Below are 11,017 nucleotides of genomic sequence, written 5' to 3' on the forward strand. Positions count from 1 at the left end.
ACATCATCGAGCAGATGCGCGCGGCGCGGCGCGGCCAGAAGACCAAGGTGGAGTAACCACCGGACCAGCTTCGGGAGGAGATGCTGTGACTCGTGCGGAGCGAAGCCGGCTTTCTCAGGTCGAGAAGGCCTCTCCGACGTCAGGCGGCCCGCTCGGCCACGCGCAGGAGCCCCTGCATGTAGCCGATCGCATGGGCGCGACCCCGATGGCTCCAGTCGGTGTCGTCGTCCATATGCGGGACATGGTCGTCCAGCAGGAAGCCGGTGAAGCCGCTTGTCCGCAGCAGCGTCATGGCCTCGGCGGGATCGAAATTCCCCTCGCCGATGAAGCATTCGGTGAAGTCCGGCACCGTGCCCTGCACATCGCGGAAATGGACGTAGAAGATGCACCCCTTCGGTCCGAAGACCGTGATCATCTCCCTCACAACCTCCGCGCCGCCGGGCATTTCCGAGCAGCAGCCGAGGCAGAGGTCGAGGCCCCAGGAGGGGCTGTCGGCATAGCGGGCATAAGCGCGCTTGAAATCCGCCGGGTCCTTGAAGATGCGGGCGACGCCGCCCAGCATCGGTACCGGCGGATCGTCGGGATGCAGCGCGAGCTTCACGCCGGCCTCCTCGGCGACGGGCAGGACCGCATCCATGAAATAGGTATAGTTCGCCCACATCATCTCGGCGGTGACGATGCCGTCCGTCTCGTCGAAAACCGGCATCGAATCCGGCCGGCCGAGCGTCGTCGGCATGAAGCGTCGCCACTCCGCCTTGGTCGTGCCCTCGACCCTGGCCATCTCGAACCGCGTGTTGCCGGCGCCGCCGCGGCCGGGAGCCTGCCGGTCGGTGCGCCAGACGGAATTGGGCATGAAGTGCAGCCCGAGGATCGGCACCCCGGCGCGGCCGACATGGCGCAGCGTCCGGCAGTAATTCTCGATCTGCTCGTCGCGCCCGGGAAGGCCGAGCATCGCCTTGTCGTAGAAATGGGTCGGGACGTTCTCGATGGCCTCGAAGGCCAGGCCGGCGGCTTCGACCGTCTCGACCAGCCGGCGGATGTCCGCCTCTTTCCAATACGTGTCGCCGGGCAGCGCCGGATTGTTCATCTGGATGCCGGTGACGCCGATCTGGGCGGCGAATCGAAGCTTTTCGTCCGTGAGCTCGCGGAATTGGCCCACGGCAACGCGCATGGCGGGGGCTGGCATCGGTCTTCTCCATCTCATGTGTTCGGTGGCGGCGGAGGCGGCTGTCGAAAATAGGGGCGCCGGACGATTATTGGCGGTTGAGCCGGTCGTGAAACTGACCTAGGCTGCAATCAAATATACAAGATGCGAATTGCTTTGCGATAAGCAATATCGCTGAAGGAGGAGGAAAGCAGGAAACCAAAGGACATTGCATTGTCGTGCCTATGTTCGACCGAGTGCTTTCGGTCGAGTTGCGAGATCTTTTGATTTTGCGAAGGCATGGACAGTGCGTCGTCGCGCCGGAAGAGCGCCCAAGAGGTGCAAAGACGACATTTGCACCATTCGACAATCACAGGGAGGAGATCTGTCCTATGGTCAGTCTGAAACGCCTAGCCGGCCGGGGTCTCGCCGGCCTCGTGCTCGCCGCGGCCGCGATCATCGCGCCGGCTGCGTCGTTCGGGCAGAGTGCCGGCCTGCCGGCGGCACAGGAAATCGCGCCCAAGGGCGCGCTGCCGGACATTCCCCGCAACCAGACGCTCGTTCTCGGCTGGGGGGTCGCGGGCGGCACCTCGATCGGCACCACCAACCCCTGGGTGCTGCCGGGCTATACGCATCAGGAGGGCAACAACCTGCTGTTCGAACCGCTGATGTACTTCGCCATATTCAAGGGCGAATTCGTGCCGTGGCTGGCCGACAGCATGGACTACTCGCCGGACTTCACATCGCTCGAAATCAAGATCAACAAGGATGCCAAATGGAGCGATGGCAAGCCGGTCACCTCGAAGGATGTGGTCTACACCTTCGAAGGGCAGATGAAGTATGAATCGCTGCCCTATCACGCGCATTTCCAGCAATTCGTCGACAGCGTCAGCGCCAAGGACGACCTGACCGTCGAGGTCAAATTCAAGCAGCCGGCGCCGCGCTTCAAATTCGAGGTGCTGACCGAGAAGTTCGACACCGGCCTGCCGATCGTGCAGGCGGACTGGGAATCCGCCCAGCCGAACCCGACGGCGGCCGTGGGCCTCGACCAGATCCCCCATTCCGGCCCCTACGACGTCATCGCCTGGAACGCCAACCAGAAGATCATGGATTTGCGCCCGGACTGGTGGGCGGTGAAGGCGGGGCGGATCGGCCAGCCGGCGGTGAAGCGTGTCGTCATCGTCAACGTGCTGAACCAGCCGATCGATACGGTGGCCCAGCGGCTGGTGAACAACGAGTTCGATTCCTCGGTCGATATGCGGGCCCAGGTGATCGGCAACATCCTGGAGCAGAACAAGGAGATCCAGTCCTGGACGGGCACGGAATCGCCCTATGGCTATCTCGACTGGTGGCCGAACTCATTGTGGATGAACACCCAGCTCGCGCCCTACAGCGATGTGCGGGTCCGCAAGGCGATCAGCCTTGCCATCGACCGCGATCGCATCAACGAGGTGCTGTATGACGGCGCCAAGATCGCGACAATCTATCCGTTCCCGCTCTACCCGAACCTGCAGAAATTCGCAGAAACCGACGCGGTGAAGGCCGAAGAGGCGAAGTACCAGCCCGGCAAGTTCGACCTCGATGAGAGTGCGAAGCTGATGACCGAGGCCGGCTTCACCAAGAATGACGACGGCCTGTGGGAGAAGGACGGCAAGACCTTCGACGCCACCATCCAGGCCTTCGAGACCATCCATGGCGACATCGCCCCGATCCTGGCGGAGATGCTGCGCCAAGGCGGCTTCGATGCGAATGTCAATTTCGGCACCGATGCCTTCCAGAACATGGTCGACGGCAAGGCCGGCCTCTATCTCTTCGGCCACGGTGCCAGCCTCTACGATGCGTTCGAGGCGCTGAATCTCTATCACGGCAAATACAGCAACGCGAACGGGTCGGCGGGGGGCGCCAACCGCTTCTCGCGCTACAAGAACGCCGAATACGACAAGATCCTCGACGAGATTTCGCCGCTCGATTCCAGCGATCCGAAGTTCCAGGAGGGGGCGGCCAAGGCTCTCGGCATCTACTGGCGCGATGTGATCGACGTGCCTGTCATCCAGTGGCTGCACCGGATCCCGTACAACAACCACTATTGGAAGGGCTGGCCGAGTTCCACGAACATCGCCACCGGCACCAATGGCGCGTTCTGGGCCCACACCGGCCTGCTGGTGATCGCGACGCTGCAGCCGTCGGGCGCCAAGTAACGCCCGATCGTTCGATTGAGACAGGTGCGCGCCGCCGGCGCGCCCCCCCTGAACGGCAACAGACACCAGGATTTCTCCAGTGACTGTAAAGCTCGTCATCCGCCGTCTGCTGTTCCTCGTCCTGGTGGTCTGGGCCGCCTCGACCATCGTGTTCTTCATTCCGCGCCTGTCGAGCCGCAATGCGCTGCGCGAACGGTTCGGCGAGCTGGCGCGCACCGGCGGTTTCTCGCCGGCGGATCTCGAAAAGATCATCGCCTCGATGCAGCAGCAATTCGGGCTCGACCAGCCGCTGTACCACCAGTACTGGACCTATCTCGGCAACATCCTGCGGATGGATTTCGGCTACTCGCTGTACCGCTATCCGTCGACCGTGGCCGAGCTGATCGCGCAATCGCTGCCCTGGACCATCGGCCTGCTGCTGGTCACGACGATCCTCAGCTTCATCATCGGCAATCTGCTCGGCGCCGTCGCCGCCTGGCCGCGCGCGCCGCATTGGCTCCGGGCTTTCGCGACGCCCTTCATCCTGCTGACCGGCGTGCCGCCGGTGATCATGGGCATCCTGCTGCTGTTCTTTATCGGCTTCCGGCTGAAATGGCTGCCGCTCGGCGGCGCCTATTCGGCCGGGGTGGTGCCGACCTTCACCCTCGACTTCATCCTCGACCTGCTGCAGCATCAGGTGCTGCCGGCGTTGGCCCTGATCTTCGGCTCGGTCGGCGGCTGGGTGCTGTCGATGCGTGGCATGGGCATCACCATCCAGGGCGAGGATTATGTGACCTTCGCCGAGCACAAGGGCCTGACCGGCGGCCGGATCTTCCGCGACTACTATCTCCGCAACGCGCTGCTGCCGCAGGTGACGGGCCTCGCCCTTGCGCTCGGCACCATGGTCACCTCGGCCATCATCGTCGAGGGGCTGTTCGGCCTGCCGGGCATCGGCAGCATGCTCAATCTCTCGATCCGCGCGAACGACTTCCCGACCATCTACGGCATTGTCCTGTTCATCACCATCGCCGTGGCGGTGCTGATGACGGTGGTCGAATTCCTCTACCCGCTGCTCGATCCCCGCGTCCGCAGTTCGTGAGGAGGGAGAGACATGTCGATCGCCACCCTCTCACCGCCCGCCGAGCGCCGGATCGAACGCCCCGGCAGCCTGGTCCTGATGCTGCGCTATCTGCGGCGCAACAAGGGGCTGGCCCTCGGCGTCGCGATCCTGCTCGGCCTCGTGGCCTTCACCATCATCGGCCTGCTCACGATCAACCCGAAGGATGCCTATCCGCTGTCGGTGGCGGTGAAGAAGCCGCCGAGCCTGAGATATCCGTTCGGCACCGATTTCTTCGGCCGCGATCTGTTCGCCGCCATGGTGCTGGGCATGTGGCAGACGGCCTTCATCGGCTTCGTCGCCGGCGGCCTCGGCACGCTGATCGGCGTCGTGCTCGGCTTCATCGCCGCCTATTTCGGCGGCTGGACCGATGCCGTGATCCGGACGATCTGCCAGATCCTGGCGCCGATCCCGGTGCTGCTGATCCAGGTCGTGATCGCCGGATCGCTCGACAAGCGCGACGTCACCATCGTCACCATGGCGATGATCGTGGTGCTGCTGGCCTGGATGGGGCCGACCCTGGTCATCCGCGCCCAGGTGCTGACGATGAAGGAACGGCAGTTCGTCGCCGTGGCGAAGCTGTCGGGCGTCGGCGATTTCGGCATCATCTTCAAGGAGATCCTGCCCTGCCTGCTGCCCTTCATCGCCGCGGCCTTCGTCGCCCAGGTGTTCTCGGCCGTGTTCGCCGCCTTCTACCTCGCCGTGCTCGGGCTCGGGCCGCTGCGTGAGCCGCTGCTGGGCAACATCATCTGGGCGGCGCAGTCGCAGGGCGCCTTCTTCAACGGCTGGTGGTGGTGGCCGATCATCCCGTCGATCGCGATGATCCTGATCCTCGGGTCGCTCGCCCTGATCAATATGGGGCTCGACGAGCTGGCCAATCCCCGCGTGCGCAGGTCGGAGTGAGGACGATGACCATGACGCTTGCGCCGACCCGGGAGCGGGCAGGGGGCATGAACCAGCCCATCGCGGCGGTGCAGGCCGGCCCGGTCCTCGAAGTGCGAAACCTCGAAGTGACCTACTACACGGATTCCGGCCGCGCCAAGGCGCTCGACGATGTCAGTTTCACGCTGAGGGCCGGCGAGAAGCTGGGCATGGTCGGCGAAAGCGGCTCGGGCAAGAGCACCCTGGCGCTGGCCATGACGCGGATGATCAAGCCGCCGGGCCGGATCGAGGGTGGTGCTGTGATCGTTGGCGGCGCCGACCTGATGGCGCTCGACGCCGAAGGCATGCGCCAGGCGCGCCTGTCCCGGATCGCCTATATCCCGCAGGGCGCGATGAATTCGCTCAACCCGGTGATGCGGATCGGGGCCCAGATGATCGATGCGGTGAAGTCGCATCTGCCGGCTGAATCCCGCGCCGCCATCCAGGCGCGCTGCCGGCGGGCGCTGCAATCGGTCGATCTCGATGCCGGCGTCTTCCGCATGTTTGCCCATGAGCTGTCGGGCGGCATGAAGCAGCGCGTCTGCATCGCCATCGGCATCCTGCTCGACCCGCACGTCATCATTGCCGATGAGCCGACCAGCGCGCTCGACGTCGTGACCCAGCGCCAGGTGATGGAGACGATCGACAACGTGCGAAAGGCGATCGATGTCGCGGTCATCCTGATCGGCCACGACATGGGCCTGATGGCGCAGTTCGTCGACAAGGTCGCGGTGATGTATGCCGGGCGGCTGGTCGAAGTCAGCACCGTCCGCGAGATGTTCACGGACCCGAAGCACCCCTATTCCCGGGCGCTGATCGAGAGCCTGCCGAGCCTCGACAACAAGGGCGTCTTCCGTGGCATCCCCGGCCTGGCGCCGTCGCTGCTGCGGCTGCCCGGCGGCTGCGCCTTCCACCCGCGCTGCGACAGGGCCATGGCGGTCTGCAGCACGAAGCGGCCCGAGCAGCGCGTCCTGGCCGGCGGCCGCGGCGTGACCTGCCACCTCTATGATGGGGACGCCTGAGATGGCCGATCTGCTGCGGCTCGAAGACGTCTCGAAGACCTATACGCGCGGGCTGGTCAACGCGCAGACCACGGTGGCGCTGCGCAACATCTCGCTGACGCTCAAGGAGGACGAGCCGACCATCCTGACCGTGGCCGGCGAAAGCGGCAGCGGCAAGACCACGCTGGCCATGCTGCTGCTCGGCTTCATCGCGCCGTCGACCGGCCGGATCATCTATCGCGGCAAGGATGTCGCGACCCTGCATGGCAAGGAGAAGATGGCCTATCGCCGCGAGGTGCAGGCGGTGTTCCAGGACCCCTTCGCCGTCTTCAACCCGTTCTACACGGTCGACCACCTGCTTGTTGTGCCGATCCGGAAATTCCGTCTGGCAAAATCGAAGCTCGAGGCGCGGGCCAAGATGGAGGAGGCGCTGACCGCCGTCGGGCTGCGGCCGGAAGACATCCTCGGGCGCTTCCCGCACCAGCTGTCCGGTGGGCAGCGCCAGCGTATCAATGTCGCCCGCGCCCTGCTGCTGAAGCCGCGGCTGCTGATCGCCGACGAGCCGGTGTCGATGGTCGACGCATCGCTCCGCGCCACCATTCTGGAGACGCTGCGCAACCTGCAGCGCGACCATGGCGTGTCGATCATCCACGTCACGCATGACCTCACCACCGCCTATCACATCGCCAAGTCGATCATCGTGCTCTATCGCGGCGCGGTGATGGAGGCGGGGGACGTCGACCAGGTGATCAAGGACCCCCAGCATCCCTACACCCAGCTGCTGGTGGATTCGATCCCCTGGCCCAATCTCGACCAGCGCTGGGGCGCCCAGCCGATCCAGGCGCGCGACGCCGCGATCGGCACCGACGGCTGCCGCTTCCGGCCCCGTTGCCCGCGGGCGATGGCGGTGTGCGGGGCGGAGCCGCCGCTGTTCCGGATCGGCGATCGCCAGACCGCCTCATGTTTCCTCTACGACCGGCAGCCGCAGGTGGCGCAGGAGCAGCTGTCGGAGCTGCTGCCCGCCTGACCATCGACCACCGTTCCCTCTCAGCCTCTCTCCGGGATCCTCACGACCATGCTCGAAATCGCCGAATTCATCAGCCCCACGCCGACGCCTGTCTGGAAACTGGCGCGGCAGGCCGGGGTGGACCTTGCGGTCGGTGGCCTTGCGCCCGACGATCTGCTGCAGGGCGAGGCGCCGTGGGATTTCGGGCCGTTGCAGCGCCTGAAGCAGCGCTACGAGGAGGCCGGCTTCACCCTGAAGGTGATCGAGGCCCGGCCGCCGCTGAACCAGGCGAAGCGCGGCCTGCCGGGGCGCGATGAGGAGATCGCGACCGTCTGCACGCTGCTGGAGAGCATGGGCCGGCTCGGCATCCCGGTCTGGTGCTACGAGTGGATGACCGACTTCAACTGGGTGCGCACCAACCTGGCGACGCCCTCGCGCGGCGGCTCGGTGGTCACCAGCTTCGACATCGCCGACGTGCCCGCGGACCTGACCAGCAACCCGCCGATCGGCGAGGACGAGCTCTGGATCAACCTCGAATACTTCCTGAAGAAGGTGCTGCCGGTCGCCGAGAAGGCCGGGGTGAAGATCTCGATGCACCCGGACGATCCGCCGCTGTCGCCGATCCGCGGCGTCGGCCGGATCATGCGCAGCATCGACAATTACCGGCGCCTGGTCGAGACGGTGCCGAGCCCGATGAACACGATCACGTTGTGCCAGGGCAATTTCACCCTGATGACCGACGACCTGCCCGGCGCCATCCGCGGCTTCGGCAAGGCCATTTCCTTCGTCCATTTCCGCGACGTGCAGGGGACGCCGGAGGCGTTCCGGGAGACATGGCACGACGCTGGCAAGACCGACATGCTGGCCTGCATGCGCGCCTATCGCGACATCGGCTTCGACGGCGTGCTGCGGCCCGACCATGTGCCGACGGTCGAGGGCGACAGCAACGCGCATGCCGGCTACTCCGCCTTCGGGCGGCTCTACGCCATCGGCTACATCCGCGGCCTGCATCAGGCCGTCTACGCTTCGTGACGAGACCTCGATGACCACAACCAAGACACCCCGGTCGAAGACCAGGACCATTGCGCTGACCGGCGGCAGCGGCCGGATCGGCAGCGCCATCGCAACCGAGGCCCTGCGCCGCGGCCACCGCATCGTCAGCATCGACCGCGCCGTGCCGGTGGACGCGAAGGACCAGGAGAACTTCCGCTTCGTCCAGGCCGATATCGGCGACTACGACGCGCTGGTCGACGCCTTCCGCGGCTGCGACGCCCTGATCCACATGGCGGCCATTCCCTCGCCGGGGCACCACCCCGACCACATCGTCCACAACAACAATGTCACCGGCAGCTACAACGCGCTGCGCGCCGCGGTCGAGGTCGGCATCACCCGGATCGTGCAAGCCTCCAGCGTCAACGCGATCGGCCTGTCCTTCAGCCGGGAGGCGCATTTCGACTACCTGCCGCTGGATGAGGCGCACCCGAATTACACCGAAGAGCCCTATGGGCTGTCGAAATGGATCTGCGAGCAGCAGGCAGATACTTTCGCCCGCCGCTACAGCCGCCTGCGGATCGCCAGCCTGCGCTTCCACCTGGTGACGGATGCACGTGCCCATGCCGCGTCCGTCTTCGGCTTCGAGACCAAGGCGGCGTCCAGGCACCTGTGGGCCTACACCCTCTACGACGCGGCGTCGCGGGCCTGCCTGCTGGCGCTCGACGCGCCGTTTAAGGGCCATGAGGCGTTCTACATCGTCGCGCCGGATACGGTGATGGACGTGCCGAGCCGGGATCTCGCCGCCCGCTTCTTCCCGGACGTGCCGATCCGCGGCGACCTCGGCGGCTTCAGCAGCTTCTTCTCATCCGCCAAGGCCGAACGGATGCTCGGCTGGCGCCACGATCCCGACTGAGGGGCCGCCTGCGCGGCCGCGACCCGTTTCAGACAAGGGGCTCCCATGAAGATCCAGGACGTCAAAGTCATCGTCTGCTCGCCCGGGCGGAACTTCGTCACCGTCAAGATCGTCACCGATGAAGGCCTGTACGGCGTCGGCGACGGCACCGTGAACGGGCGCGAACTCGCGGTGGTCAGCTACCTGCAGGACCATGTCGCGCCGCTGCTGATCGGGCGCGATCCCCGGCAGATCGAGGACATCTGGCAGTATCTCTACCGCGGCGCCTATTGGCGGCGTGGCCCGATCACCATGGCGGCGATCTCGGCCGTCGACATGGCGCTGTGGGACATCAAGGCCAAGGCGGCCAACATGCCACTGTACCAGCTGCTCGGCGGCGCTTCGCGGCAGAGGGCGATGGTCTATTCGCATGCCCAGGGCATGAGCATCGAGGAGGCGGTCGACGCCGTCGGCAAGAAGCGCGACGAGGGTCATGTCGCCATCCGCGCCCAGGTCGGCATCCCGGGGCTGCCCGCGATCTACGGCACCGGCAAGGGGGCCAAGCAGGACCGGGGCGGCATGGTCGAGGCCCTCCCGCATGAGGAGGTGTGGTCGACCTCCAAATACATGACCCACATCCCGAAGCTGTTCACCCGGCTGCGGGATGTCTATGGCGACGACCTGCACCTGCTGCACGACACGCATCACCGCCTGACGCCGATCGAGGCGGCGCGGCTGGGCAAGGACCTGGAGCCGTTCCGGCTGTTCTGGCTGGAGGACCCGGTGCCGGCTGAGCTGCAGGAGGGGTATCGCCTGATCCGCCAGCACACCACGACGCCGATCGCGCTGGGCGAGATCTTCAACACCATCTGGGATGCGCGGCTGCTGATGGAGGAGCAGCTGATCGACTACATCCGCGTCACCTCGGTCCATGCCGGCGGCGTGACCGGGCTGCGGCGGATCTTCGACTTCGCCTCGGTCTATCACATCCGCACCGCCTGCCACGGGCCGATGGACGTCTCGCCGGTGGCGATGGGCGTCAACGCCCATATCGACCTCTGGGTGCCGAATTTCGGCATCCAGGAATTCTCCGGCTACACGCCGCTGATGCATGAGGTCTTCCCGCATTCCTGGCAGCAGGAGGGCGGCTACATCCACCCCGGCGAGGCGCCGGGCCATGGCGTCGACATCGACGAGGCGCTGGCGTCGAAACATCCGTATCAACGCGCCTACCTGCCGGTGAACCGGCTGGAGGACGGCACGCTGTGGCACTGGTGACCGGCATGAAAATCACAGCCATCCGCGCCTATCCCGTCTGGGTCGGCACCCGCAACCAGCTCATCGTCAAGGTCGAGACCGATGAAGGCTTGTCCGGGTGGGGCGAAAGCGGCCTCTCCGGCCGGGAGAAGGCGGTGGTCGGTGCCATCGAGCACTACCGCGAATTCCTGATCGGCCGCGATCCGCTGCGGATCGGCGCGCTGTGGCAAGAGATGTATCGCAGCCAGTATTTCGAAGGCGGCCGCGTGCTGCAGGCGGCGATCTCGGCGATCGACATCGCGCTGTACGACATCCTCGTCAAGGCGCTCGGCGTGCCGGTCTACCAGCTTCTCGGCGGCAAGCAGCGGGACCGGATCCCGACCTTCGCCACCACCTCGGCCCCGCCGGGCGAAGAGATGATCGAGCAGGCGAAGGCGCTGATGGCGGCCGGTTGGGCGGCGATGCGCCTGTCGCCCTCCGGTCACCGGGGCGGTGAGATCTACGAGCCG

At 65.8% G+C, this 11,017-nt stretch carries 10 protein-coding genes; 9 read left to right on the forward strand and 1 reads right to left on the reverse strand.

What is annotated here, in order from left to right; all coding sequences use genetic code 11:
* Nucleotides 1-139: 139 nt before the first annotated feature.
* Nucleotides 140-1,186 (reverse strand): mannonate dehydratase, encoded by a 1,047-nt coding sequence (locus AC3XYG_RS39760; protein WP_489145440.1) that lies wholly within the window; start codon nt 1,184-1,186, stop codon nt 140-142.
* Between the two features lie 350 nt (nt 1,187-1,536).
* Between AC3XYG_RS39760 and AC3XYG_RS39765 the strand changes: the two genes are divergently transcribed.
* The 9 genes from AC3XYG_RS39765 to AC3XYG_RS39805 form a co-directional block, all read left to right on the forward strand.
* Nucleotides 1,537-3,342: an ABC transporter substrate-binding protein gene (locus tag AC3XYG_RS39765; protein WP_489145441.1), complete on the forward strand. Its 1,806-nt coding sequence runs from the start codon at nt 1,537-1,539 to the stop codon at nt 3,340-3,342.
* A gap of 79 nt (nt 3,343-3,421) precedes the next feature.
* Entirely contained in the window at nt 3,422-4,420 is a 999-nt protein-coding gene (locus AC3XYG_RS39770) for an ABC transporter permease (RefSeq protein ID WP_489145442.1), read from the forward strand.
* Nucleotides 4,421-4,432: 12 nt separating this feature from the next.
* The gene (locus AC3XYG_RS39775; RefSeq protein ID WP_489145443.1) at nt 4,433-5,341 is read left to right on the forward strand and encodes an ABC transporter permease; all 909 of its coding nucleotides are present in this window, start codon (nt 4,433-4,435) and stop codon (nt 5,339-5,341) included.
* A 5-nt stretch (nt 5,342-5,346) separates the two neighbouring features.
* Nucleotides 5,347-6,381: an ABC transporter ATP-binding protein gene (locus AC3XYG_RS39780; protein WP_489145444.1), complete on the forward strand. Its 1,035-nt coding sequence runs from the start codon at nt 5,347-5,349 to the stop codon at nt 6,379-6,381.
* A 1-nt stretch (nt 6,382) separates the two neighbouring features.
* Nucleotides 6,383-7,387 (forward strand): ABC transporter ATP-binding protein, encoded by a 1,005-nt coding sequence (locus AC3XYG_RS39785; RefSeq protein WP_489145445.1) that lies wholly within the window; start codon nt 6,383-6,385, stop codon nt 7,385-7,387.
* Between the two features lie 48 nt (nt 7,388-7,435).
* Complete coding sequence (locus AC3XYG_RS39790; RefSeq protein ID WP_489145446.1) at nt 7,436-8,398, forward strand: mannonate dehydratase; 963 nt, start codon at nt 7,436-7,438, stop codon at nt 8,396-8,398.
* Between the two features lie 10 nt (nt 8,399-8,408).
* Complete coding sequence (locus tag AC3XYG_RS39795) at nt 8,409-9,272, forward strand: NAD-dependent epimerase/dehydratase family protein (protein WP_489145447.1); 864 nt, start codon at nt 8,409-8,411, stop codon at nt 9,270-9,272.
* A 45-nt stretch (nt 9,273-9,317) separates the two neighbouring features.
* Nucleotides 9,318-10,529 (forward strand): D-mannonate dehydratase ManD, encoded by a 1,212-nt coding sequence (manD, locus tag AC3XYG_RS39800; RefSeq protein ID WP_489145448.1) that lies wholly within the window; start codon nt 9,318-9,320, stop codon nt 10,527-10,529.
* 5 nt (nt 10,530-10,534) lie between these two features.
* Nucleotides 10,535-11,017, forward strand: a 483-nt coding sequence (locus AC3XYG_RS39805) for an enolase-like domain-containing protein (protein ID WP_489145449.1), incomplete at its 3' end; no start/stop codon positions are given.

The sequence above is a fragment of the Inquilinus sp. genome (genome assembly GCF_057815775.1).

Coding starts and splice junctions, on each gene's coding strand:
- AC3XYG_RS39760 (WP_489145440.1), bottom strand. CDS start 1,186: ATGCCAGCCCCCGCCATGCGCGTTGCCGTGGGCCAATTCCGCGAGCTC.
- AC3XYG_RS39765 (WP_489145441.1), top strand. CDS start 1,537: ATGGTCAGTCTGAAACGCCTAGCCGGCCGGGGTCTCGCCGGCCTCGTG.
- AC3XYG_RS39775 (WP_489145443.1), top strand. CDS start 4,433: ATGTCGATCGCCACCCTCTCACCGCCCGCCGAGCGCCGGATCGAACGC.
- AC3XYG_RS39780 (WP_489145444.1), top strand. CDS start 5,347: ATGACCATGACGCTTGCGCCGACCCGGGAGCGGGCAGGGGGCATGAAC.
- AC3XYG_RS39785 (WP_489145445.1), top strand. CDS start 6,383: ATGGCCGATCTGCTGCGGCTCGAAGACGTCTCGAAGACCTATACGCGC.
- AC3XYG_RS39790 (WP_489145446.1), top strand. CDS start 7,436: ATGCTCGAAATCGCCGAATTCATCAGCCCCACGCCGACGCCTGTCTGG.
- AC3XYG_RS39795 (WP_489145447.1), top strand. CDS start 8,409: ATGACCACAACCAAGACACCCCGGTCGAAGACCAGGACCATTGCGCTG.
- manD (WP_489145448.1), top strand. CDS start 9,318: ATGAAGATCCAGGACGTCAAAGTCATCGTCTGCTCGCCCGGGCGGAAC.